At 70.2% G+C, this 23,363-nt stretch carries 24 protein-coding genes; 10 read left to right on the plus strand and 14 right to left on the minus strand.

Annotation, left to right across the window (positions count from 1 at the left end; genetic code table 11):
* Window positions 1-161 precede the first annotated feature (161 nt).
* Window positions 162-557 carry a hypothetical protein gene (locus ACGFI8_RS46155; protein ID WP_392815026.1) on the minus strand — a complete coding sequence of 132 codons (396 nt, stop codon included), beginning with the start codon at window positions 555-557 and terminating at the stop codon, window positions 162-164.
* Between the two features lie 324 nt (window positions 558-881).
* On the opposite strand from ACGFI8_RS46155, the gene ACGFI8_RS46160 reads away from it, so the two are divergent.
* The 4 genes from ACGFI8_RS46160 to ACGFI8_RS46175 all read left to right on the plus strand — a co-directional run bounded on the left by ACGFI8_RS46160 (window position 882) and on the right by ACGFI8_RS46175 (window position 3,379).
* Complete coding sequence (locus tag ACGFI8_RS46160; RefSeq protein WP_392815029.1) at window positions 882-1,295, plus strand: hypothetical protein; 414 nt, start codon at window positions 882-884, stop codon at window positions 1,293-1,295.
* Between the two features lie 86 nt (window positions 1,296-1,381).
* The gene (locus tag ACGFI8_RS46165; RefSeq protein WP_392815031.1) at window positions 1,382-2,236 is read left to right on the plus strand and encodes a hypothetical protein; all 855 of its coding nucleotides are present in this window, start codon (window positions 1,382-1,384) and stop codon (window positions 2,234-2,236) included.
* Between the two features lie 54 nt (window positions 2,237-2,290).
* Window positions 2,291-2,893 (plus strand): hypothetical protein, encoded by a 603-nt coding sequence (locus tag ACGFI8_RS46170; RefSeq protein WP_392815034.1) that lies wholly within the window; start codon window positions 2,291-2,293, stop codon window positions 2,891-2,893.
* A gap of 183 nt (window positions 2,894-3,076) precedes the next feature.
* A complete protein-coding gene (locus tag ACGFI8_RS46175) occupies window positions 3,077-3,379 on the plus strand; it encodes a hypothetical protein (RefSeq protein ID WP_392815037.1) in 303 nt (100 codons plus the stop codon).
* A gap of 76 nt (window positions 3,380-3,455) precedes the next feature.
* Here ACGFI8_RS46175 and ACGFI8_RS46180 read toward each other — a convergent pair whose 3' ends face one another.
* Entirely contained in the window at window positions 3,456-3,872 is a 417-nt protein-coding gene (locus ACGFI8_RS46180; protein WP_392815039.1) for a hypothetical protein, read from the minus strand.
* Between the two features lie 347 nt (window positions 3,873-4,219).
* On the opposite strand from ACGFI8_RS46180, the gene ACGFI8_RS46185 reads away from it, so the two are divergent.
* Window positions 4,220-4,684, plus strand: a complete 465-nt coding sequence (locus ACGFI8_RS46185) for a hypothetical protein (RefSeq protein WP_392815042.1) — start codon at window positions 4,220-4,222, stop codon at window positions 4,682-4,684.
* Between the two features lie 13 nt (window positions 4,685-4,697).
* Here the strand turns inward: ACGFI8_RS46185 and ACGFI8_RS46190 are convergent, their stop codons facing one another.
* The gene (locus tag ACGFI8_RS46190; protein WP_392815044.1) at window positions 4,698-5,471 is read right to left on the minus strand and encodes an aldo/keto reductase; all 774 of its coding nucleotides are present in this window, start codon (window positions 5,469-5,471) and stop codon (window positions 4,698-4,700) included.
* 74 nt (window positions 5,472-5,545) lie between these two features.
* Here ACGFI8_RS46190 and ACGFI8_RS46195 point away from each other — a divergent pair, with 74 nt between their 5' ends.
* A complete protein-coding gene (locus tag ACGFI8_RS46195) occupies window positions 5,546-6,901 on the plus strand; it encodes a GH1 family beta-glucosidase (RefSeq protein ID WP_392815047.1) in 1,356 nt (451 codons plus the stop codon).
* 263 nt (window positions 6,902-7,164) lie between these two features.
* On the opposite strand, the gene ACGFI8_RS46200 is transcribed toward ACGFI8_RS46195, so the two are convergent.
* The 5 genes from ACGFI8_RS46200 to ACGFI8_RS46220 form a co-directional block, all read right to left on the minus strand.
* A complete protein-coding gene (locus ACGFI8_RS46200; RefSeq protein ID WP_392815049.1) occupies window positions 7,165-7,905 on the minus strand; it encodes an ABC transporter permease in 741 nt (246 codons plus the stop codon).
* A gap of 5 nt (window positions 7,906-7,910) precedes the next feature.
* A complete protein-coding gene (locus tag ACGFI8_RS46205) occupies window positions 7,911-8,786 on the minus strand; it encodes an ABC transporter ATP-binding protein (protein ID WP_392815051.1) in 876 nt (291 codons plus the stop codon).
* Window positions 8,786-9,070 carry a transcriptional regulator gene (locus ACGFI8_RS46210; protein ID WP_392815053.1) on the minus strand — a complete coding sequence of 95 codons (285 nt, stop codon included), beginning with the start codon at window positions 9,068-9,070 and terminating at the stop codon, window positions 8,786-8,788. Before ACGFI8_RS46210 ends, ACGFI8_RS46205 begins: the two co-directional genes overlap by 1 nt.
* 14 nt (window positions 9,071-9,084) lie before the next feature.
* The gene (locus tag ACGFI8_RS46215; protein ID WP_392815055.1) at window positions 9,085-9,732 is read right to left on the minus strand and encodes a transporter; all 648 of its coding nucleotides are present in this window, start codon (window positions 9,730-9,732) and stop codon (window positions 9,085-9,087) included.
* A gap of 91 nt (window positions 9,733-9,823) precedes the next feature.
* Window positions 9,824-12,997, minus strand: a complete 3,174-nt coding sequence (locus ACGFI8_RS46220; RefSeq protein ID WP_392815058.1) for an efflux RND transporter permease subunit — start codon at window positions 12,995-12,997, stop codon at window positions 9,824-9,826.
* Window positions 12,998-13,096: 99 nt separating this feature from the next.
* Between ACGFI8_RS46220 and ACGFI8_RS46225 the strand changes: the two genes are divergently transcribed.
* Window positions 13,097-13,618 (plus strand): MarR family winged helix-turn-helix transcriptional regulator, encoded by a 522-nt coding sequence (locus ACGFI8_RS46225; protein WP_392815059.1) that lies wholly within the window; start codon window positions 13,097-13,099, stop codon window positions 13,616-13,618.
* On the opposite strand, the gene ACGFI8_RS46230 is transcribed toward ACGFI8_RS46225, so the two are convergent.
* Entirely contained in the window at window positions 13,587-13,982 is a 396-nt protein-coding gene (locus tag ACGFI8_RS46230; RefSeq protein ID WP_392815062.1) for a DUF4440 domain-containing protein, read from the minus strand. The two genes, ACGFI8_RS46225 and ACGFI8_RS46230, sit on opposite strands and share 32 nt — an antisense overlap.
* Window positions 13,983-14,169: 187 nt before the next feature.
* On the opposite strand from ACGFI8_RS46230, the gene ACGFI8_RS46235 reads away from it, so the two are divergent.
* Window positions 14,170-15,438, plus strand: coding sequence for a cellulase family glycosylhydrolase (locus ACGFI8_RS46235; protein WP_392815064.1), 1,269 nt, complete (start codon window positions 14,170-14,172; stop codon window positions 15,436-15,438).
* 51 nt (window positions 15,439-15,489) lie between these two features.
* Here the strand turns inward: ACGFI8_RS46235 and ACGFI8_RS46240 are convergent, their stop codons facing one another.
* The 3 genes from ACGFI8_RS46240 to ACGFI8_RS46250 all read right to left on the minus strand — a co-directional run bounded on the left by ACGFI8_RS46240 (window position 15,490) and on the right by ACGFI8_RS46250 (window position 19,859).
* Complete coding sequence (locus ACGFI8_RS46240) at window positions 15,490-16,521, minus strand: WxL protein peptidoglycan domain-containing protein (protein WP_392815066.1); 1,032 nt, start codon at window positions 16,519-16,521, stop codon at window positions 15,490-15,492.
* 83 nt (window positions 16,522-16,604) lie between these two features.
* The gene (locus ACGFI8_RS46245) at window positions 16,605-18,560 is read right to left on the minus strand and encodes a fibronectin type III domain-containing protein (RefSeq protein WP_392815067.1); all 1,956 of its coding nucleotides are present in this window, start codon (window positions 18,558-18,560) and stop codon (window positions 16,605-16,607) included.
* A gap of 111 nt (window positions 18,561-18,671) precedes the next feature.
* Entirely contained in the window at window positions 18,672-19,859 is a 1,188-nt protein-coding gene (locus ACGFI8_RS46250) for a HupE/UreJ family protein (protein ID WP_392815070.1), read from the minus strand.
* 168 nt (window positions 19,860-20,027) lie between these two features.
* On the opposite strand from ACGFI8_RS46250, the gene ACGFI8_RS46255 reads away from it, so the two are divergent.
* Entirely contained in the window at window positions 20,028-20,702 is a 675-nt protein-coding gene (locus tag ACGFI8_RS46255; protein ID WP_392815072.1) for a hypothetical protein, read from the plus strand.
* Here ACGFI8_RS46255 and ACGFI8_RS46260 read toward each other — a convergent pair.
* Both ACGFI8_RS46260 and ACGFI8_RS46265 read right to left on the minus strand, forming a co-directional pair.
* Window positions 20,601-21,506: an alpha/beta fold hydrolase gene (locus ACGFI8_RS46260; RefSeq protein WP_392815074.1), complete on the minus strand. Its 906-nt coding sequence runs from the start codon at window positions 21,504-21,506 to the stop codon at window positions 20,601-20,603. The genes ACGFI8_RS46255 and ACGFI8_RS46260 overlap by 102 nt on opposite strands.
* A gap of 19 nt (window positions 21,507-21,525) precedes the next feature.
* The gene (locus ACGFI8_RS46265) at window positions 21,526-22,191 is read right to left on the minus strand and encodes a DUF4097 family beta strand repeat-containing protein (protein WP_392815076.1); all 666 of its coding nucleotides are present in this window, start codon (window positions 22,189-22,191) and stop codon (window positions 21,526-21,528) included.
* 238 nt (window positions 22,192-22,429) lie between these two features.
* Here ACGFI8_RS46265 and ACGFI8_RS46270 point away from each other — a divergent pair, with 238 nt between their 5' ends.
* Window positions 22,430-23,173: a helix-turn-helix domain-containing protein gene (locus tag ACGFI8_RS46270; RefSeq protein WP_392815079.1), complete on the plus strand. Its 744-nt coding sequence runs from the start codon at window positions 22,430-22,432 to the stop codon at window positions 23,171-23,173.
* Window positions 23,174-23,363 lie beyond the last annotated feature (190 nt).

Raw genomic sequence — 23,363 nt, forward strand, 5'->3', positions numbered from 1 at the left:
GACGACAGTCGCCACCCGACCGTCACGGCGATTGCCAGACCTATCGCAGGGACGCCGATACGCCACAACAATCGCTTCGCCACGACGACCATGAAAGCAGTACTGACGCGCCTACGCTGCCCCCAACGACGAGAGTCCACGTCGGACGTCGGCTTGGAAGGTCAGGTCGTGGGTACCACGTGAATGATGCTTGCCCCGCTCACCGTGCTGCCTTCGCCGGTGACGGAGGTGATCAGGTTGTAGTACCCCGGCTTGGCCTCGGGGCCGATCACGATGGTGCTCACTGGTCGTTCATCAGGCGTGCCAGAAGGTCGAACCGGCGCGGCCGCGAACGTAACCGCTTCCGAAGGAGTCTGGTCGTCAGTCGCGGCCTTCAAGGTGTCCACGCTCGCGTACGGTCCGATCAGGCGTGCGGCCAGCTCGACGTGCGGCTGCGTTGCGCCCGGCTGATCCGAGCCACTCACGATCCAGTGCACTGTCAAGGTCTGGCCGGGTCGGTACAGGGTGTCGACGTCCCTGGCCTCGCAGCAGGTGTACGTCACCTGCGCCGCCGCCACCGAGCGCGAGGACTGGGCGCTACAAGCTGCCATGGACGGGACGGCCAGGCACGCAAGTAGTGCGATGCAAGACATCCTCACGCCCCACATCCTACTTCCGCCCTGCTACCCCAGCCTGCGCCGCGTTCGGCGCGACGCCTTGGCCCCGGCGAGCCGGCACCGGGGCCGGTGCTGGACCCATGCACGCCGTCGACGGACGGGATGCGGAATCGGATCCACCTCTGGGGTCGCGCAGGGCTGTGGCAAGATCTCCGCAACGTTGCCGGCCGGAGGGCTCGTATGGGTGCGTCAGGGTGGGACTACCTGGTCCCGTTCAACGGGAGTGTGGCCACCACGCTCGGACAACTTCGCGCGGAGGTCTTTGCCGCCGGTGACTACTACTGGCCGGGCGGGGACGATGGGCCGAAGCCGGCGACAGAGGACGAGCTGTGGGCCGACGAGCGGGTTCACTACAGCATGACCCATTCGATTTTGGACATCTTCGAGGTCGGTACCGGCGATCCGGCGAGCGAGAACGCCTTCGGCAGCACATTTGAGGTGTCGGCGGCCGAGTGTGAACGGATATTCGGCACAGCACAGGTAACAGCCGATGACCTGGCGCGCATGCCTCGCCCGGATGGTGACCCCATGGCAGCCCTCGACCCGCTCCTCACGCACCGTGGCGTTGGACGGCATCTGATCGTCCATGCCGCCGGAGTGCCCGATCAGATCCTGTTCTTCGGCTACTCCGGAGACTGACCAGGGACACACGGCCGCTCTGAGCCGCAGACTGCGCAAGATTCAAGCTCTTCCATTTTCACGACTTCGGCCGTACCTTCGTGCCGATGATCATGCGTCCGACCGCCCTGTTCGACATGTTCGGGCGCCTCCTCATGCGACTCACCAGCCGTCGGACCACCGAGGACCGCTCGCCCTGGCTGGTCGGTCCGAGCGCCGGCCGCGAGGTCGTCGGCCACGGATGGGTCGAGCACTGGGCGGCCGCCAACGACGGTTACACCAGCGAGGGTCCGGGGCACGGCCTCCTGGCGTCCTTCGCGGCCCTGGCCGGCGACGCGTTCGACCCGGGCGAGGTCGACCCGCGCATCGCGGACTTCTACGAACGCACCGCCGGGTGGCGGCTGGATCTGTGGTCGCAGTGGTCGCCGTACGCCTGGCCGTTCGGTGTGCTGCTGTCCGCGCTGTTGAGCAAGCGCCTGCAGCAGTTGAGCCTGCCGTTGCGCCCGCTCGACGTCTCCTACGGCATGGACAGCACCGTCGTGCATGTCCACGACAAGGATCGGGCGGTCATCGGCGCGGCGTGGCTGCGCAACCTGCGCAAGACCGGCCTGACCACCTACAGCGGGCTCTACGGCATCCATACCCTGCCGGGCAGCGCCCAGCCGAGCATCCGGGTGGTCTTCCCGCTGCCGCTCGGGTCGTTCCAGGTGTTCCTGAGGCCGTCCACGGACGGGTCCGGCGGTCTGCACCTGCACTCGCCGCTGGGCCGATTCGGTACCGACGGGGCATACCTGGTGCTGCAACGGCGCAACGGCGTCCTCAACGCCCGGCGCATTCCGATCGCCGAACACATCCACCTGTTCGTCGACGCCGACGGCGATGTGCGGACCGACCATTCGGTGCGGCTATGGCACATCCCGGTCGTCCGGCTGCACTACCGCTTGCGCGCCACCGCGGTATAGCGCCACTCAGCTCGGGGCACGTGAGAGACCGGAAATCACGGTAGTCTCCGGGCCGTGGCCCTGCGACCTGACGAGTTCTACGACCACGCGATCGCCGCGGCGGATGGTGAGCGACGGCTCCCGCTGGCCCGCATGACGGAGTGGGACATCAGCCCGTTCGAGCAGGAAGGACTGCGCGTCGCGCCGCTGCGGCCGCCGGTACTGCCCGAGCCTCCGCGGCAGGGCGAGGACCCGTCGGACTGCAACTCGTGCCGCAACCGGGACGAAGGGATCTGGTTCGACGACCACTGGCGGCTGACCCGGATCGCGAGGGTCGGCGTGCCGCTGGTGCTGATGCTGCATCCGCGCGAACACCACGACCTGGCGGACCTGCCCGACGAGCTGGCGTCCGAGTTGGGGCGGCTGACCACGCACATCGCCCGCCACATGCAGGCGCTGGCGCACATCGCGCGGGCCCATGTGTACCGCATCGGGGACGGCGGTGCGCACCTGCACATCTGGTTCTTCGCCCGGCCCGAGGGACAGGCCCAGCTGTACGGATCGTGGCTGGTCGTCTGGGACGACCTGCTGCCGGAGTACCCGGCGGACGTCGCCGACGCGGACGCGGTGACCGTGGTCGATGCGCTGGTCGCCTCCTACGGAGGCCGGCGCCCCTGACCCGCCCAAGGCGCCACCGCCGCGACGGCCGTGTTCGTGAAGCGCCAACACGCTGACCCTGCGGTGGGATCCGTCGGCCGACGACGTCGCCGTCACGGGATACGAGGTGTACGTCGGGGCGAGCCTGGCCGCGACGGTGACCGGCACGGAGTACGTGCCGAGGCGGAGGCTGAGGTGATCGATGTGACGTCGAGGCTGCTCGCCGGGGTCGCGCGACGCGACCCCGAGCTTCTCCGCGAGGTGCTGCCGAACGCGGTGCCCTGGGTCCGTTTCCTGCCCGCGGCCGACATCGACGCGATGGCGGCGGAACTCGTATCCACGACCGAGGCCGCCGCGGCGATCGGCAACACCGCGGCGGTGTCGCAGCTCCTCGTCGAGTGGCGGCACACCGCCGAAATTCACGCCGACCCGGACCTGCACCGGGCCCTGACGACCCGGCCACTCGACGACTTCGGACCGGTGTCCAGGCCGGCGGAGCAGGAGTGAGCGCCAAGCGCGGCGACCGAGCGGCACCGCCGCCACGCCCCGGCGGCTACGCCCTGCGCTTCGCGACGTCGGAGCGTCACCACCGCCGCCACTCGGCGGTGATGTCGTCGTCCAGCATCCCGTTGCGCCTTGCCAGCGCGCCGGGGTCGATGCGGGCCTCCATGAGCACGCGCTCGATGTACTCGCGGAGCTGCTCACGCTCGTCCGTCTCGTACCCGATCTCCTCGAAGGAGTCGTTGGCGGCATTCAGGGCGACGACGGTGCGCTCGACGACCTCGAGGATCTCCGCGTCCGTGGCGGGCTCCCATCTGTGCTCGACCAGCCCGGCCACGTCCGCCTCGAACCATTCGAGCAGCTTGTCGGTCTCACGGATCATGTCGTCGGACCACAGGATCGCCGCGTTGGCGTCCTCCGGCCGAAGGGTCCCCGCTGCCACGTTCGCCGCGTCCCTGGCCACATTTGCCCGCCAGACCGCGGTCGGTCGCACCACCACAGCCGGAGCCTAGCGTTCGCCGAAAAGTGTCGTACCCCTTCGCTAATCTGACCCGGACGAACGAAGAAGGCGCGGAGCGCAAGCCAGTGTCGACGCGAAGCGAGGCGTGCGGGTGCGGGGTGGAAACCCCGCCGCGGTGGAGGCGCTGAGACACTGCGGACGTGACGCGGGGCCGCGCGGACGACGCGATGGTGGCCCGTTCCGCGAAGGCGGGGAGCACCTGATACAGCCGGATGAGCGGGTGAGCTGACCGCGCGGAGCGCAGGTCAGTGCCGACGCGAAGCGAGGCATGGGGGGTGCGGGGTGGGAACCCCCCGCCGCGGCGGAGCCGCAGGAATACTGTGCCTGTGGAGAAGTGGGTGGCGTTTCGGCGGTCGCGGCAGGGGCGGGTTGTCGACCTGGTGCGGCGGGTGGCCGAGGCGCGCGATCCTGGGGAGCACGGCCACGGTGTCGAGGTGGTCGTCGAGGCGCCGCGCAAGAAGTGGTGGCAGGCGCTGTTCAACCGCGACGACACGCTCGCTCAGGCGCGCATCGTGGTGACCCGGGAGGGCGGCGAGGTGCGGTACCCGTTCGACATCCAGCTTGTCACGGCGTACGGCGCCAACGCCGCCCATCGGGTGGGGACCCGGCCGGGCTGGGCGGTGAGCAACTCGGCCGGGATGGCGTTCGTGATCCAGAAGGGCACGCACCGCACCGGCTTCGATTTCGAGGAGCTCACCGCCGGCGCCGTGGCCGCGCTGGCCAGGCTGCGCCGCAAGCCCCAGGAGCGGGGCTGGCGGGCGCGGATCGACCGGTCGGTGCAGCGTTCCTGAGCGAGAGCAGCGACTACAGAGCGTCGATCGTTGCGATCTCCTCGGCGGTCAGCTCGAAGCCCGGGACGGCCAGGTTTTCGCGCATGCGGGCCTCGCGGGTGGACTTCGGGATGACGACGATGTCGTGGTGCAGCTGCCAGCGCAGCACGACCTGCGGAACCGTCACGCCGTGTGCGGAGGCGATCGCGACCAGGCGCGGGTCGTTCAGCGGGGTGTTCTTGAGCGAGCTGTAGCCCTCGACGACCACGCGGCGCTGGCGCATCTCGTCGAGGAACTTCGGCTCGTGCTGGGCCGGGCTCCAGGCGACCTGGTTGACGACCGGCGTCTCGCCCGTCTCCCGGATCAGCTCGTCGACGAGGGCGGTGTCGTAGTTGCTGACCCCGGCCGTGCGGATGCGGCCGGCGTCGCGCTGCTCCAGGAACGAGATCCAGGTCGGCAGCGACTTGCCGCGCGACGGCGGCCAGTGGATGAGCCACAGGTCGACGTAGTCGACGCCGAGCGCCTTCAGGCTCGCCTCGAGGGTCTGCCGCTCGCGGCCCGCGTGGGACGGCGGCAGCTTGGTGGTGATGAAGACCTCGGAGCGCTCCAGCCCGCTGTCGCGCAGCGCGCGGCCGATCTGCTCCTCGTTGCCGTACATGGTGGCCGTGTCGATGTGCCGGTAGCCGACGTCAAGCGCGGTGCGGGTCGACTCGTACGCCGACTGCCCGGTGATCTGCCACGTGCCGAAGCCGATCGTCGGCAGGCTCACGCCCGGGGCCAGCTCGACGGCTGGGATCTGTTGTGCCATGCCCCCAATACTGCCCGACAGGTGGGCGCCTGATGCCGTCCCGCACCTTGCCCTGAGGCGGTAGCGTGCGCCCTATGCCGGATCTCCCAACGTTCCCGCCGGGCTTCCGCTTCGGCGTGTCCACCGCCTCGTACCAGATCGAGGGCGCCGTCACCGAAGACGGGCGCGGCGCGTCCATCTGGGACACGTTCGCCACCACGCCAGGCCGGATCCGTAACGGCGACACCGGCGACGTCGCCTGCGACCACTACCACCGGTGGGAGTCCGACCTCGACCTGATCGCCCGGCTCGGCGCCGGCGCGTACCGCTTCTCGGTGGCGTGGCCGCGGATCCAGCCGACCGGCAGCGGCCCGGCCAACGCCGCCGGCCTGGACTTCTACGACCGGCTCGTCGACGGCCTCGCCGCGCGCGGCATCGACCCGCTCGTCACGCTGTTCCACTGGGACCTGCCGCAGGCCCTGCAGGACCAGGGCGGCTGGAACAACCGCGACACGGCGATGCGCTTCGGCGAGTACGCCGAGCTCGTCGGCGAGCGCCTGGGCGACCGGGTGAAGCTGTGGATCACGCTCAACGAGCCGTACATCCACTTCGCGCTCGGCCACGTCCAGGGCGTGCACGCCCCGGGCCTGACCATGCTCACCGACCAGCTGCCGGTCGTGCACCACCTGCTGCTCGGCCACGGCCTGGCGGTCTCCGCGCTGCGGCGCACGTCGAGCGCGCCGGTCACGCTCGCCAACAACCACTCGCCGGTCTGGCCCGCGAGCGACTCCGACGAGGACCAGATGGCCGCGGCCGTCTACGACATGGTGCAGAACCACCTGTTCGCCGACCCGATCCTGTTCGGCGCGTATCCGCCCGGGTACGAGTTCCTGACCACCGCCGACGTCGACTCGATCATCATGGAGGGCGACCTCGAGGTGATCTCTCAGCCGATCCAGGCCATGGGCGTGAACTACTACAACCCGAGCCTCATCGCCGCCCCGCCGCCCGGCGACCCGCTGCCGTTCGCCCGGCTGCCGATCGAGGGGTACCCGCAGACGGCCTTCGACTGGCCGGTCGTCCCCGACGGCCTCCGCCAGCTGCTCACCGGGCTCAAGGAGCGCTACGGCGACAAGCTCCCGCCGATCTGGATCACCGAGAGCGGCTGCTCCTGGCCGGACCTGGACGACCAGTTCCGCATCGACTACATCGCCGGCGACCTGCGGGCGGTGCGCGAGGCGATGGACGCCGGCGTCGAGGTACACGGCTACTGCACCTGGTCGCTGCTGGACAACTTCGAGTGGGCGGAGGGCTACCACCAGCGCTTCGGCCTGGTCCACGTCGACTTCGACACGCAGGAGCGCACCCCGCGGCGGTCCTTCGAGTGGTACCGCCAGGTTTGCACCGCAGCCGCACCCCGCCCGGACTTGCATCCAGGTCCGACCGGATGACACGGTGAGTGCGGCGGAATCCGTAGCGTTGCCCAGGTCAGTCGTGTGCAGCGTTGGGATCCGCCGCCCGGCCCGCATCCCGCGCCGCCCGACCCACCGCTGCCCGCGCAGTTCCTAGTGCCGTGTGCACGCCCGCTCAACGTGCGAACGGGCGTGCCGGTCCCCGGGACTTCATGTGTTCCGGGAACCGGCACGCCGTCTCGCTGCTGCACCACCCCCCGTCGATGTCGCGGCGCAGCAGGCTGGGTGGAAAGCGAAGCCGGTCAGCTGAACCTTGCGCCCTCGTCGCGGCGGAAGGCCCACGCGGCCAGGGCGGCCATGGCCGCGGTCCAGGCGGCCAGGGAGATCATCGACGTCGTTGCGACGTGGAAGTCGCCCACGGCGGCCCAGACCAGTTCCACGGCGCCGCGGGTCGGGAGGTACGGGGCGATGGTCTCGACGAAGGACGGGGCGTGGTTCGGCGCCGACAGGAGGCCGCCGCCGAAGGCGAGCGGGAAGAAGATGATCTGGGCCACCGCCAGGGCGGCCTTCGTCGGCAGGGCGTAGCCGATCGCGAGCCCCATGAAGGTGAACGGCAGGGCGCCGGCCACGACGGCGGCCAGGGAGAGCAGCAGGCCGGCCGGGGTGGCGGTCGCGGCGGTGAAGAGCCAGCCGATGAGTACCACGGGGAAGAGGGACAGGGCCATGAAGGTCAGGCCCGAGAGGATGCGGCCCGCGAAGGCCGCCGCGGGGCCGGCCGGGAGGGTGCGGGTGTACGGGTCCCAGGGCTGGGCGCGGTCCTCGGCGACGCCGATGCCGTAGTTGAACAGGGAGCTGGTCATCACCGCGAACATGACCATCGACGCGGTGGCATAGGTGGCGCCGACCGGGTCGTCGCCGGCGAAGGGGACGACGAAGAAGAGCATCGACGCGGCCGGGAAGAAGGCGCCGCCCACCACGGCGATCGGGATGCGGGCGGTCTCCAGGATGCGGAAACGGGCGTGGGTCAGGGCCAGCGAGGACATCTGCGCTACTTTCCGGTCAGGGTGAGGAACGCCTCTTCGAGGGTGGTCGGCTGCACCTGCAGGCCGCGGAACGGCACGCCGGCGTGCACCAGGTCGCGGACCAGCTGGTCGGCGTCGGGGGTGAGCAGGGAGGTACGGCCGTCGGCGTGCTCGACGCCGACGATTCCCGGCAGGTGGGGCAGGTCGGCGGCTTCACCCTCGGCGACCAGGCTGACGCGGTGGATGCCGACCATGCCGCGGATCGCCTCGACGGTGTCGTCGGCCAGCACGCGGCCGTGGCCGATGACGACGACCCGGTCGGCCAGGGCCTCGATCTCCTCCAGGTAGTGGCTGGTGAGCACGACCGTGCCGCCGTCGTCGGCGAAAGCGCGCACGGCATCCCACAGGGCGCGGCGGGCCTGCACGTCCAGGCCGGTGGTGGGCTCGTCCAGGAAGACCAGGCGCGGCCGGCCGACGAAGGCCAGGGCGACGGCGAGGCGGCGCTTCTGGCCGCCGGAGAGGCCGCCGGTCTGGCGGCGAGCCACCTCGTTCAGCCCGAAGCGGTCGAGGATCTCCTCGTGCGGTACCGGATCCGGAAAATGGCGCGACACGAACTCCAGGCATTCGCGGACGCGCAGGGTGGACGGCAGGCCGGTCTCCTGCGGGGTGACGCCGATCCGGCGGCGGCTCGCCGGGTCGCGCGGGTCGCCGCCGAAGAGTTCGACGGTGCCGCTCGTCGGGCGGCGCAGGCCGACGAGCAGGTTGATCAGCGTCGACTTGCCTGCGCCGTTGGGGCCGAGCATGCCGACGACGCCGCCCGGCGGGATGTCCAGGGTCACGCGGTCGAGGGCCAGGGTGTCGCCGTAGCGGCGGCTGACCTCGACGGTGCGGGCGAGCATCATCACGGCTCCTTGGGTGGGTCGATGAGGGCCCGGAGGGCGTTGGTGTAGTCGTCGAACGCGACCCGGCCGCGGTTGGTGAGGCCGGCCGAGGTGGTCGGCGTGCGGCCGCGGAAGCTCTTGACGACCTCGACGTAGCCGGCCTGCTCGAGCCTCGTCAGGTGCACCGAGAGGTTGCCGGCGGTCATGTCGAGCAGCTGCTGCAGCCTCGGGAAGGTCATCCGGTCGCCGTCGCCGAGGCTCGACAGCGCCGCCATGATGCGCAATCGCGCCTGGGCGTGAATCACGGGATCTAGATCAGTCACGCGGGCCCGCCGCGCGGGGCGCGCAGTTGCAGGAGGATGCCGAGCAGGCACAGGCCGCCGCCCCCGCCGACCGAGACGAGCAGCGAGTGCCAGCCGGGGCCCGCCAGGACGCCGGCGATGTTGATGACCGTCAGCCACGCGCCGAAGACGAACATGTCCCGCGATATCCAGATGGCGGAGCCGGCCATGTACATGGCGCCGACCAGCCCCACCGACGCGCACGCCCACAGCAGGCTGCGCTCGGCATCGGGCAGGAGCTGGGCGAAGCGGTTCGTCGTGGTGCCCACGCCGGCGAAGGCGAGGAACCACGCGAAGCCGAACGCGGTGCCCTGCCAGGACGAGCGGCCCTCCACGCCCCGCCCGCGCACGACCGACACCAGCACGGTGCTGGCCATCGCGAGCGCCATCAGGACGAACAGGCTCGCCAGCGGCAGCCAGGCCGGCAGGTCGACGAAGACGCGCCCGTCCGGGCCGTACCGCAGGAAGAGCAGCCCGAAGCCGATGAGCCAGGCGCCGCCCCAGGGCAAGTAGTACAGCAACGGGTTGAGCGCCATGGTGCGGGCCGCGGCGGCCTGCTCCCGGCGGATGAGCTCGAGCGACTCGGCGGCCGAGGCCGGCGGCGCATCGTCATCGACGGGGGTCATACAAAGAACTTTACGCGACAAACCTGTTTGCACAACCCGGAGAAAAACGGCCGGCCACCCCTAGGGGTGGCCGGCCGCGTGCGCGAAGCGGTTACCGGGAGGGTGCGGGCTCCAGCGGGTCGACGCGGTGCCGGCCGTCCGGCTCGCCGCCCTCGGACTCCTGGGCCGTCAGCGGCGAGGCGTGCCGGCCCTCGCGGCGCTGGCGGCGGCGCGCCTTCGTGGTCTCGACCATCGAGTAGAGGGTCGGGACCAGCACCAGGGTGAGCAGCGTCGAGGTGATCAGGCCGCCGATGACCACGATGGCCAGCGGCTGCGAGATGAAGCCGCCCTCGCCGGTGAGGCCGACCGCCATCGGCAGCAGCGCGCAGATCGTCGCCACCGCGGTCATCAGGATCGGGCGCAGCCGGCGCCGGCCGCCCTCGACGACCGCCTCGCGGACCGGCATGCCGGCCTCGCGGTACTGGTTGATGAGGTCCATCAGCACGATGGCGTTGGTGACCACGATGCCGATGAGCATCAGCACGCCGATCATGGCGGGCAGGCCCAGCGGGGTGTTCGTGGCCAGCAGCAGGATGATCGCACCGGTCGCCGCGAACGGGATCGAGACCAGCAGGATCAGCGGCTGGGCCACGCTACGGAACGTCGCCACCATGATGATGAAGACGATCGCGATCGCGGCGAGCATCGCGAGGCCGAGCTGGCCGAAGGTCTCCTGCTGCTGCTGGCTGACGCCGCCGAGGGAAACGCTCGCGCCGGCCGGCAGGTCGAGCGCGTCGAGCTTCTTCTGCAGGTTCTGCGAGACCTCGCCGAGGTTGTCGCCGGTCGCCCGGCCGGTCACCGAGGCGCTGCGGTTGCCGTCGATGCGCGTGATGGCGACCGGGCCGGCGCCCTGCGCGACGTCGGCGATCTGGTCGAGGCGGACGAACGGCGGGGTGCCCGGCACCGGGATCGGCAGCGCCTTGAGCTCGTCCAGCGAGGCCGGCGCCGGGCCGGAGCGCAGGACGAGGTCGCGCTGCGAGCCGTCGATGGTGAGCTGGGTGAGGTTCTGGCCGCGGTACGCCGCGGAGACGATCCCGCCGACGGCCGCGTCCGACAGCCCGTACTTCGCCGCCACGTCCCGGCGGACGTGCACGTCGATGCGCGGGTTGCTGGCCGCGAGGTTGCTCTGCACGTCGGCGATGCCGTCGGTGCCCTTCATCGCCTCCTGGACCTGGCCGGCGGCCTTCGTGAGATCGTCGGGGTTGTTGGCCTTGACGATGACCTGGAGCTGGTCGCTGGAGCCGCCGCCACCGCCGCCCGCGGTGATCTTCACCGTGCCGAGGCCCGAGCCGGCCGCCGCAACCTGGGTGCGCAGCTCGTCGATCACCTTGTCGACCTTGGCGTCGGTCTTGGCGGTCACCGAGAAGTTGGCCGTGTTCACCGACTGGGCGCCGCCGAAGCCGAAGCCCCCGGAGGCGCCGATGGTGGTCTGGTACGCCTCGATGTCGCCGCGCGCCGCGAGCATGTCCTCGATCTTCTTGGCCGCGGCGTCGGTGGTGGCGAGGCTGGAGCCGACCGGCAGCTCCTGGGAGATGGAGAACTCCGTCTGCCCGGACTGGTCGATGAAGTTGGTCTTCAGCGCCGTGGCCATGACCATGGTGCCGACGAACACGAGGATGCTGACCCCGATGGTGGTCCAGCGGGTGCCGCGGCTCTTCGTCACCCAGCTGACGATCGGCACGTAGGTGCGCTGCAGCGGGCTGCGGCGCTCCTTCTCCAGGGCGCGGGCCTCGATCGCCTCGCGGTCCTCGGCGCCGAGCGCCTTCGGCGGGCGCAGGAACCAGTACGCCAGGACCGGCACGATGGTCAGCGCGACGAACAGCGAGGCGAGCAGCGCGACCGCGATGGTGACCGCGAACGGCCGGAACAGCTCACCGGCCAGGCCGCCGACGAGGCCGATCGGCAGGAACACGGCGACGGTGGTGAGCGTGGAGGCGACGACCGCCCCGGTCACCTCGCGCACGCCGGTGAGGATGGCGTCGACCTTGGCCTCGCCGTACTCCAGGTGCCGCTTGATGTTCTCGAGCACGACGATCGAGTCGTCCACGACCCGGCCGACGGCGATGGTGAGGGCGCCCAGGGTGAGCAGGTTGAGCGAGTAGTCGCCGACCCACAGGCCGATCAGCGCCACGACCACCGACAGCGGGATCGACACCGCGGTGACCAGCGTCGAGCGGATCGACACCAGGAACACCAGGATCACGATGACGGCGAAGAGCAGGCCCAGGCCGCCCTCGGTGGACAGGCCCTTGATGGACTTCTCCACGAACGGCGCCTGGTCGAAGACCGAGGTGATCCGCGTGTCGCCGCCGAGCTGCTTCTCGAGGTCGGCGAGCTTGTCCCGGACCGCATGGCTGATCTTCACGGCGTTGCCGTTGGGCGACGCGGTGACCGAGATGCCGAGGCTGGGCTTGCCGTCGGTACGCGTGATCGAGGTGGTCTCGACCGTCTTGAGCTCGACCGTGGCCACGTCACCGAGCTTGGTGGTGGGCGTGACGTTGAGGTTCTTGAGGTCGTCGATGGTGGCCAGGGTGCCGCCGACCTGCACCGCGAGGGACTTGTCGCCCTCGGTCAGGGTGCCGGCGGGGAAGGACACGCCGTTGGACTTGAGCGCGGCGGTCAGCGACTGCGCGTTGACCCCGGCCGGCATCGCCTTCTGCGGGTTGAGCGTGATGAGCACGTTCTGCTTCGCGGCGCCGGTGACCTGGACCTGCCGTACACCCTCGATCCCCTGCAGCGCGGGCACGACGATCTGGTCGAGCTGCTGCGCGAAGGCGATCTGGTCGCCCGAGCGGGACGCGGCGAGCACCACGGCCGGCAGGTCGTCGGTGGAGCCGGCGATGACCTGCGGCTCGACGGTCGACGGCAGAGAAGAGCGGATGCGCGTGATCGCCGTGTTCATCTTGCTGGTGATGTCGTCGATCGAGGAGCCGAACTCGAAGGACACCTGGACCGTCGCGACGCCCTCGCGACTGGTGGAGGTGATGTCGGTCAGGCCGGGCACACCCTGCAGCGCGCCCTCGATCGGCTTGGTCACCTGCTCCTCGACGAGGTCCGGCGACACGCCCGGGTAGGACGCGACCACAAACGCGGCCGGAAAGTCGATCGACGGGATGAGCTGTTGTTTCAGGGACGGAATGGCTATGGCGCCGAAGCCCAGGACGACGATCGCGATGATCGCGACCAGCCCCCGGTTCGCCAAACTGAGCCGGGCGAGGAACGACATGTCTGGAGTCTTCTTCCGGTCGGCTAAGACAGACGTTAGTTTGGGCGATGCTAACCGTTCGCCTCGCGCAAAGTTTATCCAGGGGGTAAAACATTCCCTGTGAATACTCACAGGGAAGCACTCCTGCACCGCGTCACCACGGCGGAGGAGCGGATGCGCGCCCTGCTCGCCTATGACCGCACCAACCCGCTGTTCTCAGTAAACCTCACCATGCAGCAGCTCAAGGTGCTGTTACTCCTGTCCGGGCACGACGGGATGTCCTCCCAGGAGCTGACCCGCCACCTCGGTGTGACACTGGCCACCCTGTCGGGCATCGTCGACCGGATGGTCGCGCAGGGTTACGTGACGCGCACCGAGGACCCCCACGACCGGCGCGTCCGCCGCATCCACCTCTCCCCCGCCGGCCAGCAGACCCTCACCGAGATCAGCGACAGCGGCGTGCGGGCGCAGCGCCGGCTGCTCGAGCGACTCGACGACGAGACCCTCGGCCGGCTCGCGGACGTGCTGGAGCGCATCGCCGAGGTCGCCGTCGCCGACGCCGTCGAGCAGGGCATCCAGTTGCCGCACGAGTCGCACCCCCACGAGGAGTTCAGCGCTCGTCGTCCCATGCCATTGCCGTGATCAGCCAGCCGCGCGGGGTGCGGGCGAACTGGGTGGAGATCCAGCCCCGCGCCGCGAAGGTGTTGCCGTCGAGGACGCCGCGCTTGTCGTAGTGGCTCCAGCGCTGGGCCACGTTGCCGAAGACCCGCGTCTCGCCCGAGATCTCCGACTCGGCGAACTCGGTCAACGCCCCCGAGCGCAACTGCTCCAGCCGCGGCGCGATGAACCCGTCGACGTCCGTGATCTCCGGCGGGGTCTCCAGCGCCCGGATCAGCAGGCCCTGCGGTACGAACAGGCCGCGGATCGCCTCGTAGTCGGGGCGCCCGCCCGCCTCGAACGACACCGCCCGGAAGAACGCCGCCACCGACGCCTCGAAGTCGCGCACCACGGATCCTTCCCAGGGATCGGATAGGCCGGCCCCGCCCCGGCGGCCGGTCAGCCCCGGCGTTCCCGACCGTACAACCGGAGCCGGCCTACCCGGCGTGCGACACGGTCCGCGGCGCCCGGCGGTTCACCCCGGACCGCCCGGTACACCCGCCCGGCCCCGGGTAGCCGCCGCTGCCATGAGGAGCGTGCTGGCCCTTGCCCTGCTCGCCGCGATCCTGCTGCACGAGCCCGCGCCCGCCGGCGCGGCGGAGCCGTCGGACGGCCTGCGCGTCCGCGACGGCCGGCTCGTCGAGGCCAACGGCAGCGACCTGGTGCTGCGCGGGGTCAACCACGACTTCATCTGGTACCCGGACAAGAACGGCTCGTTCGCCGCGATCAAGGCGGTGGGCGCCAACTCGGTGCGGGTGCCGCTCGGCATGGGCCACCAGTTCCGGCGGACCAAGCCGGAGGAGGTCCGCACGATCGTCACGCTGTGCCGCCAGCAGCGGCTGATCTGCATCCTCGACGCGCACGACACCACCGGCTGGGGCCAGGACAAGAAGGCGACCACCATCGCCGAAGCGGTACGGTTCTGGACCTCCCTGCGCCCCGAACTGGCCGGCCAGGAGGACCACATCATCATCAACGTCGCCAACGAGCCGTTCGGCGTGGGCGGGGACTGGCCGTGGGTACAGCAGACCAGCGACGCCGTCCGGGCGCTGCGCGCGGCCGGGTTCCGGCACACGCTCATGGTCGACGCGCCCGGGTGGGGCCAGGACGAGGCGTTCGTGATGCGCGACAACGCCGAGCAGGTCCGCGCCGCCGACCCGACCGGCAACACGGTCTTCGACATCCACATGTACGGCGAGTTCGACAACGCCGCGAAGGTCAACTCGTATCTGACCTCGTTCACCCGCCGCAAGCTGCCGCTCGTCATCGGCGAGTTCTCCGGCGAGCACGAGTGGGGCGACCCCGACGAGGACGCCATCATGGCCTACGCGGAGGGGCACGACCTGGGCTACCTCGGCTGGTCGTGGAGCGGCAACGAGCAGGAGTACAGCTATCTCGACCTGGTCCAGGACTTCGACCCGGCGAGCCGTACGGCCTGGGGCAAGCGGTTCCTGACCGGCCCCAACGGCATCTCGACGGGCACCCGGGAAGCGACGGTCTTCCGCAACCGTACGGCGGAAGCCGCCACCGCGCCGCGGGGCGCCCCGGCGCGGCTGAGGGTCGCCGACGTGACCTCGAACAGCGTGCGGCTGACGTGGAAGCGCGGCTCCAGCGGTACGACATACTCGGTCGTGGCGGTCAACGGCGCGGCGGAGTCCCGCATGCTGACGACCAGCCGCGCCGACGTGACGCTGCGCGGGCTGAATGGCTCGACGGAGTACATGTTCGCGGTCTACGCCCGCAACCTGCTGGGCATCCGCTCGCCGCGCTCGGCGCCGGTCTACGCGGTCACCCCACCGGCCTGACCCGCAGTTCGCAGGCCGAACTCACGGGCCAGGACCAGGCGGGCGCAGGGCTCAGTTCGCCTTGGCCTTCTCGTCGCGCAGTGCCTTCTCCACGGCCTCCCGCACGCGGGCGTCCTCGCGCTCCTTGCCCCGGGCGCGGACGCGGCGCAGCAGGAAGAACGCGCCGACAGCCAGCGCGATCACCACGACGACGATCAGCAGCCACATCCACGGCACGGCCCAGGCGTGCGCCTCGGCCCGGACCGCCGGGAGCGAGGTGGTGGAGCCGGACGCGTCGGCGAGCCGGGGCGTGAGCGTCGCGGTCACGGTCAGCCAGCCCGTGCGGGCCACACCCTTGATCGTCGTGCTCACCTTCCACGTCTCGCCGGGCAGCAGGTCCGGCGGCGCCGCGATCTTGCCCGCGTCGGCGCGCGCCCAGCCGAACGGGCCCGCGATCGACACCGCCTGGTCGGCCGAGAGGATGGCGTTGCCGGTGTTGTGGATTGTGTAGGTGACGACCGCGTCGCCGGTGTACGTCACGTGCAGGTCCTCGATCGCGAGACCAGGCTTGAGGTCGCCGCCCACTCGCAGCTTGACCCGGATGCCGAGGCGCCGCTCCACGTTGATGCTCTGCTTCGCGTCGGGCTGCGTCAGGGACGTGACGATGCCGCCGGCGTAGTCGCCCGGCGTGGCGTTGTCCGGCACGCTGATCGTGAAGGGGATGTCGGCGGTCTGCCCGGGCTCCAGCGCGACGGTGCCGTTGTCGGCGCGCAGCCAGGCGCCGATGCCGACGGACTTCTTGTCCTTGGTGAGCAGATCGAGCTGGCCCGTCCCGGTCGTGTAGCCGTCGCCGGCGTACACCGTGAGGTTGACCGGGGCCTTGCCGCGGTTGGCGACGACCATGGCGTCCTTGACCTGTCCGCCGGGGTTGACGGCGTAGCTGAAGCTCGACCGGTCGGCGCCGTAGCTGTTCGAGGCCGTCCGGACGGTCCAGGCCACATCGCCGTCCCCGGCCAGGGCGGGGCCGGCGCCCGGGCCGACGACGGCGAAGGCGGCGAGCAGCGCCACGACGGCGGTGCGGACGATGTTCTTCCGGTGCTGCATCTGGGGTCCTCGGGGGGTGGGGCGGACATGGAACACCGGCGGGAGGGCCCGAAGGCCCTGCCCGCCGGATGGAACGGATCCGGTCAGCTGCTCAGGGCAGTGATCGTGAGCGTGGCGCGGTAGTCGCCCTTCTCAACGCTGGCCGGGATCTTCAGGTCGAGCTCGGCCCCCAGCTGGGCGGTGCCCCGCGGGTGACCCTGGTTGGCCCAGCCGAGTCCGCGCGAGACGGACAGGCCAGCGCCCTGGTCGTCGTACCCGGACAGAACCGCCCCGCTGGCCTGCGCACCGGCGCCGGGCACGAGCACCCGCGGCGTCCAGCCGAGGTAGGCGCCCGAGAACGTCTTGCCGGCATCCCGGAAGTCGCTCACGCTGGCCGAGATCGACCACGGGGCCTGCGAGCGGCGGCTGTCCGACACGGTGATCGGGTTCAGGTTGCCGTTCGCATCGAAGTAGTCGCCGTTGTGCTCCTGGGCGGTGCCCAGGTCCACCAGGCCGTTGTAGCCGTCGATCGTCCAGCCGAACTCACCGGGAGCGGCGTTCGGCACGTTGACCTGCAGCTGCTGGCCGTCGGCGTTGTACGGGTGCACCGTCACCTTGTCGACGATCGAGCCGACCGGCTGGTCCGCCGTGGTGTTGCTGCAATTGACGGTGCCGCGCTCGACCGCCGCGTTCGGCGCCGCGCAGGTGCCGCTGCGGACGTTCTCCACGACGAGCCGGTCGTTGCGGACCTGGACCTTCACGTAGGAGCGGACGTGCTCCTGGTTCTGGACCGAGTTGTACCAGTAGCTGCTCGGGTTGAGCGGGTCGGCACCGTTGCCGGCGCCGCTCGTGCCGCTGTTGTCCGGCGCGGTGAGGTCGTAGTACTTCGAGCCCGAGGCGGAGTTGGCCGTCACGTAGATGACGCCGCCCGGGCCGGGGTACACGTCGGCGGCGCCGGGCTGCTCGGCCGGGTTCGCCTTCGCGCCGTTCTTGATCTCGTAGCTGCGGGAGTAGACGTGGTCGTGACCCTGCAGAACGAGGTCGACGCCGAGGTTGGAGAAGACGGTCGGGAAGTCGACCCGACGCACCTTGTTGTCCGAGTCCTTGGCGTGGGCGGCCGGCGAGTAGATCGCGTGGTGGTAGACGAGCACCTTCCACTTGGCCTCAGCGCCGTGCTGGTTGATGACGTCGGTGACGTACGCGATGTGCGCCGCGTCGCCGCCGCCGCCCGAGGTCGTGGTGTAGCTGTTGCTGTTCAGGTCGATGAACAGCACATCCTTGTAGATGTACCAGTAGTCACCGCCCGACGTGTTCGACGCCGGGTTCCCGTTGGCGTACAGCGGGGCCGAGCGGTCGGTGTTGGGGGTGAACAGGTGCTGGTCGTACGCCTTGCTTCCGACGTCGTGGTTACCGATCGTCGCCGCCCACGGGTACTGCCGCAGCTTGTCGGGGGCGAGGAACGCGGTCCACTGGGCCTCGGTGCCGGCCGTCTCGACCTGGTCGCCACCCGACACCAGCAGTTCGGCGTTCGGGTTGGCGGCGAGCGAGACGTCGAGGGTGTCCTGCCAGCCGGCCTGGTCCTTGGCCAGGTCGCCCGACGAACCGATCTGCGGGTCGCCGTAGAACAGGAAGTCGTAGTCGCCCTCGAAGTCCTGCGTCTTGAAGGCGTAGGTCGCAGACCAGTTGCCCTCGGTACCGACCCGGTAGGAGTACGCGGTGTGCTCCAGCAGGCCGGTGAGCGTCGCGTGGCGGTTGTAACCACCACTGGTGGCGATGTTCGCCCCGCCGATGGCCGCGAAGGTGGCCGCCGACGCCGGGAACTCGCCGTTGACGAGCGCCGCGGTCGGGACGAGCTGGACCTTCTGCGCGGTGTCGGCCGACGAGTACCAGGTCAGGATGCGCTGGGACTCGTTGGCGCCGACGCCGAGGATGATGCCCGTGAGCGCGGCCGGGGTGTCAGCAGCGGCGGCGGGGGAACCCACGCCACTGCCGAGGGCCACGGCCAGGCCCACGAGCGCCGCGGTGGCCCCTGCGGCCGCGCGACGAGCACTTAACTTCATCAATTTGTTCCCTTTTCCGATGGGGATACGGATAGAGGCGACGTCAACCTTTCGCCGGCCGATGACACCGGAATGAACACGATCTTGCGGCCAGTTGCACGCCCGCGGGACTTAGAGCCCGAACACCCGCTGCACGAACCAGAAAAGCCCCATGACGGACACCCCCGCGGCGATCACGCCCGTCGTCCACAGCCCGGCCCGCGGCGAACGGCGACGCAGCACGATCAGCAGCGGGAAGGCGACGGCGATGATCCCGAGCTGAACGATCTCGATGCCGACGTTGAACACCAGCAGGGACCACAGCAGGGTCCACGACCACGCCGCGTCGATGCCCAGCGCGCCCGCGAAACCAAGGCCGTGCACGAGCCCGAAGCAGAACACGACCCCGAGGCGGGTCCAGCCCGACCGGTCCAGCCCTTCGTCCCGCAGATCGGTGGCGTGGTCGCCGTAGCGCCGGATCCGCCACAGGTGCCAGCCGGCCACCACGGCGATCGACAGCGCGATGACGGGCTCCACGACCCGCGCGGGCACGTCGACCAGGCCCAGCGCGGCGAGCATGAACGTCACCGAGTGCGCCAGGGTGAAGCTCGTGGCCGCGAGCACGACCTCGCGCAGCCGCCGCGACCCGGCGATCAGCGCGAGCAGGAACAGGATGTGGTCGATGCCGGTCAGCAGGTGCTCGGCGCCGAGGCGGAAGAACTCCCAGAACCGCTCGTACCACGCCTGGCCGGTCGAGAACGACGGGTGGCCCGCGTCGAGCGCGGCGCTGCCCGAGCGGCCGTCGATGTCGTACGTGACGATCGTCTTGACGCCCTTGACGTAGCCCTCGGTGTCGGGGAACAGCCCGGTGCGCACCTCGTGCGCGTCGCCGCCGGGGCACGACCAGTCCAGCAGCAGGTCGGCGTACGGCACGCCCTCCCGCCGGCCCATCGTGAAGTCGCCCACCCGCGCCGGCGTGCAGGCCCGGCCGCCCGCGGTGACCGCGAAGCGGCTGGTGACGTACCGCACGGCCGCATCCGCGTGGGAGTTGAGCGCCGCGGCCTGCCCGGCGGTGTCCTCCGCCTCGAAGGCGGCGTTGCCCGCCCGGAAGAGCGGATCATCGTGCTCGAAGTCGGCGGCGGAGACGAGGAAGAGGTCGTACTCGAGCTCCAGCGCCGTCCGGACGTGGCCCTGCTCGCCGGCGGTGACGTGGACGTACACCGTGGAGGAGAACCCGTGCGCGAACGCGTTACCTGGACTCAGCACGGCGATCACCACCGCGACGATCGCGGCGGCGGTGACAAGAACGCGTTGCGGCATGCTGCTCCTTCGGTTTGGCCACAGCACGTTGCACGCCCTGGGTGAACGCGAGCCGCCGCGCCGACGAACCGCTCAAGAACAACTGTCCGTAGCGGTACCCGAGGCGAGTCCCAGGCCGGAAGATGCATCCCGCCACCCTGGATACGACGATCGGAAAGGACGGTCGCCTTGCGCCCCACGCTTCGGGCCGCCGCCGCACTCGCCGCGGCTGCCGCGCTCGTGACCGGCTGCGGCTCCGGCGGGGACGACTGGTCCCAGCCGCGCCCCGCGCCCACCGCCGTCGGGACGCTCGGCCCCGGGTTCGTCGACCCGTCCGCCTCGCCGTCCCCGGAGGCGACCATCACGCCCCGGCCCGGCTCCTGGGACGGGGTGCACCCGCCGAAGGGCTACCGCGTGGTGCTGCTGACCGCGGGCGACGACGCCCCGACCAGGGCCCTCGTGACGGCGGTGCGGGACTGGGCCGCCGCGGAGCACGTCGACCTGCGGACCGTGGTCGCCGACCACGACGACCTCGTCGACGGCATCCTCAGGGCCATCGACATGCACCCGGACCTCGTCGTCAGCGCCGGCAACGACCTCATCGACCCGCTCACCGTGGTCACCGCGAGCCACCTGTCGCAGCAGGTCCTCGTCGTGGGCGCGGAGCTGGCCGAGCCGACGCACAACGTGACCGCCGTCGACTGGTCCGGCGCGTCGTTCCGCGGCGAGGGTCTGGGCATGTCATCGACGTACGACGCCGCCTCATTCACCGCCGAGCGCTGCAACGCCGCCATCCGCGCCGGCGCCGCCGCCGTCCTCACCGGCTGGACCGGGATCGTGGTCTGGCTCGACCAGCTCCAGTGACCCAAGTCGGTCGAGGGCGGCGACCTCGCGTACGGCCTCGGCGATGGCCGGGAAGTCCTTACGCAGGATCGCACCGTGGTTGCTGGCGACCTTCGCGCTGATGGTGATGTTCGGGTTGCGGGCGGTCACCGCATCGAGGCCGGCGCGTATCCGTTCCTGCTCATCACCGCGGCTTCCGAAGGACGTCCCCGAAGCAACCACGTACCGCGCGGGGACGGTGATGCTGTCCAGCACGGGGCCCAGCTCGCGCTCGCGGGCGAGCCTGCCGAGCTCGATGTTGCTGTCGGCCTGCTCTTCGGCGGTCATCCGCGGGGTCAGGCCCGTCGGGCGCAGCAGCGGCAGGAACCAGCCCATCCGGCGAAACAGCTTCCGGATCCGCTGCTCCATGGCCTCGTCGAGCCAGTCATACGGTTGCGCACCGTCAACCAGGACCGCGCCCACGGTACGGTCCGGATTCCGGCCGGCCCAGTGCGCCGCGACGAACGCTCCGTAGGACCAGCCCACCAGCAGCGCCCGGTCCACGCCCCTGGCCGCGAGAACGGCATCGACATCCCGGACGGCGGCCTCGAAGGAATAGTCCGCCGAACGCTTCGATCTCCCGCGAGCCCGCTCGTCGTATGTGATGTGCCGCCACTCCGTCCCCAGTTCAGCGATGACCCGCCGCCAGTACCCCTGAGTCGCGAACTGGCCATTGAGGTAGACCACGGGGATACCGGGACCGCCGGTGTCGGTGACGGCCAGGGCCGTATCGTCAACCGGCACCATGCCGGTCCACTTCGAATTGGTCGACTTCGTCTGTTCCAACCGTTCGTGTTAGGCGTTTTCAGAGGCTTCGGGCGGTGATGTCGCCGTGGGCGGTGGTGGCGCGGATGTCGAGTTCGGCGGTGCCATCGTTCTTGAGGGCGTTGCTGACGCGGCCGTAGCCGGTGCCGGCATCCAGGGCGGCCGAGACGCCGGCAGCGGCGGCGACCGAAATGTCGCCGGACTGGGTGCGGAGCACGACCGTGCCGCGCACGGCCTCGGTGATCCGGATGTCGCCCCTTGCGGTGCTGATCTCCGCGGGGCCGTTGAGCCGGCCGACCTCGACGTCGCCGTCGATCGCAGTGAGGCGGACGCTCGCGGCCTCGTCGATCTTGATCTGGCGATACGCGCCTTCGAAGGCGATGTCGCCAAGGCGACCGACGCCGCGGAGCTCGGAGCTGGCCGCCTTGGCCTCGACGCGGGAGCCGGCGGGCAGCTGGACGGTGACCTCCAGGGATCCGGAGGGGCCGAAGAGCTGGTTCTTGGGCTCGGGGGTGTGGATCCGCAGGACGCCGTCGGCGTAGGCGACAGTGGTCCGCTCGGCGGTCTGGACGTCGCGGCTCTTGGAGGGGTTGGCGGGCAGGACCTCGACGGTGGTGTCGGCGCGGTCGGCGGCGATGAACTGGATGCGTCCGGCGGGGATGTCCAGGACGGCGGAGATCGGGGCGGGGGTGGCGAACTTCTGCATCGTGCTCTCCCGTGCTCACTCATTGTTTCTGACATGGGAAACGCTACGTTGCTTTCCATAATCCAGCAACATATTCGTTGCGCAGATTCGACGTTTACGCAGCTAGAGATCAGGAAAGTGTTGCAACGAGTCTGAGAGTAACGCAACGGCGATCGCCCTGAACGTTGCAATGGATGAGGGCTGAACGCTATGGTTGGGGGATCAGGGACCATCACGAAGGATCACCAAGGAGATCGCGATGCCGGGAGGCAGGCTCACCCAGCAGGAACGCCAGCAGATCGCGCTGGGGTTGGCCGACAGCCTCGCCTATGCCGAGATCGCCCGACGCCTCGACCGTCCGACCTCGACGATCACGCGTGAGGTGATGCGCAACGGCGGCCCCACCGCCTACCGCGCCGACCTCGCCCACCGCGCCACCGAACACCGCGCTCACCGGCGCAGGCACGCCTCCTCCCGAGGGTCGCAGTCAGTCCCCCAGCCATACGGACGCGACGCCGAGGCCGTGGCCGAGTACGAGGAGACACTCACCACCGTCCTCATGGCTTCGGGCCTGCCCAAGATGACGGCCCGGGTGCTGACCTGCCTCTACACCACCGACGCGGGCAGCCTCACCGCGTCCCAACTCGCCCAGCGCCTCCAGGTCAGCCCGGCGTCCATCTCCAAAGCGATCGCCTTCCTGGAGAGCCAGAGCCTCGTCCGCCGAGAACGCGACGAACGCCGCCGCGACCGCTACGTCGTCGACGACGAACTCTTCTACCAGGCGACGATCGCCAGCGCCCGAGCCAACGACCAGCTCGTCAAAACCGCACGCCAAGGCGTCGCCATCCTCGGCGCCCACACCCCCGCCGCCACCCGCCTGGAGAACATCGCCCGCTTCCTCGACTTCATCAGCGAACGCATCACCCACGCCGCCGAACAGGCCCGCGAAATCCTCCACACCAAGCCCGAAACAACCTCAACCGACACTAAGCGGCCAGCTTGACCAGGCCGACTGGCAGGATGTCGCTGTGAGTAACCCCGACCTCGTCTTGGTGCTGCGCTACCGCAAGGCCGTGACCTACGGCTTCCACGTGTTGCTCGGCGCGCTCGAAGAGCACGACACCGCGACCTCGTACGAGGTGGTCTTCGCCGAGACGCCCGAGGCGACGATCACGGAGATCGAGGCCGGGCTG

Source organism: Dactylosporangium sp. NPDC048998, from assembly GCF_043197855.1.
Classification (GTDB): Bacteria; Actinomycetota; Actinomycetes; order Mycobacteriales; family Micromonosporaceae; genus Dactylosporangium.

Coding starts and splice junctions, on each gene's coding strand:
- ACGFI8_RS46165 (WP_392815031.1), top strand. CDS start 1,382: ATGATCATGCGTCCGACCGCCCTGTTCGACATGTTCGGGCGCCTCCTC.
- ACGFI8_RS46190 (WP_392815044.1), bottom strand. CDS start 5,471: ATGGCACAACAGATCCCAGCCGTCGAGCTGGCCCCGGGCGTGAGCCTG.
- ACGFI8_RS46195 (WP_392815047.1), top strand. CDS start 5,546: ATGCCGGATCTCCCAACGTTCCCGCCGGGCTTCCGCTTCGGCGTGTCC.
- ACGFI8_RS46200 (WP_392815049.1), bottom strand. CDS start 7,905: ATGTCCTCGCTGGCCCTGACCCACGCCCGTTTCCGCATCCTGGAGACC.
- ACGFI8_RS46205 (WP_392815051.1), bottom strand. CDS start 8,786: ATGATGCTCGCCCGCACCGTCGAGGTCAGCCGCCGCTACGGCGACACC.
- ACGFI8_RS46215 (WP_392815055.1), bottom strand. CDS start 9,732: ATGACCCCCGTCGATGACGATGCGCCGCCGGCCTCGGCCGCCGAGTCG.
- ACGFI8_RS46220 (WP_392815058.1), bottom strand. CDS start 12,997: ATGTCGTTCCTCGCCCGGCTCAGTTTGGCGAACCGGGGGCTGGTCGCG.
- ACGFI8_RS46240 (WP_392815066.1), bottom strand. CDS start 16,521: ATGCAGCACCGGAAGAACATCGTCCGCACCGCCGTCGTGGCGCTGCTC.
- ACGFI8_RS46245 (WP_392815067.1), bottom strand. CDS start 18,560: ATGAAGTTAAGTGCTCGTCGCGCGGCCGCAGGGGCCACCGCGGCGCTC.
- ACGFI8_RS46250 (WP_392815070.1), bottom strand. CDS start 19,859: ATGCCGCAACGCGTTCTTGTCACCGCCGCCGCGATCGTCGCGGTGGTG.
- ACGFI8_RS46265 (WP_392815076.1), bottom strand. CDS start 22,191: ATGCAGAAGTTCGCCACCCCCGCCCCGATCTCCGCCGTCCTGGACATC.
- ACGFI8_RS46270 (WP_392815079.1), top strand. CDS start 22,430: ATGCCGGGAGGCAGGCTCACCCAGCAGGAACGCCAGCAGATCGCGCTG.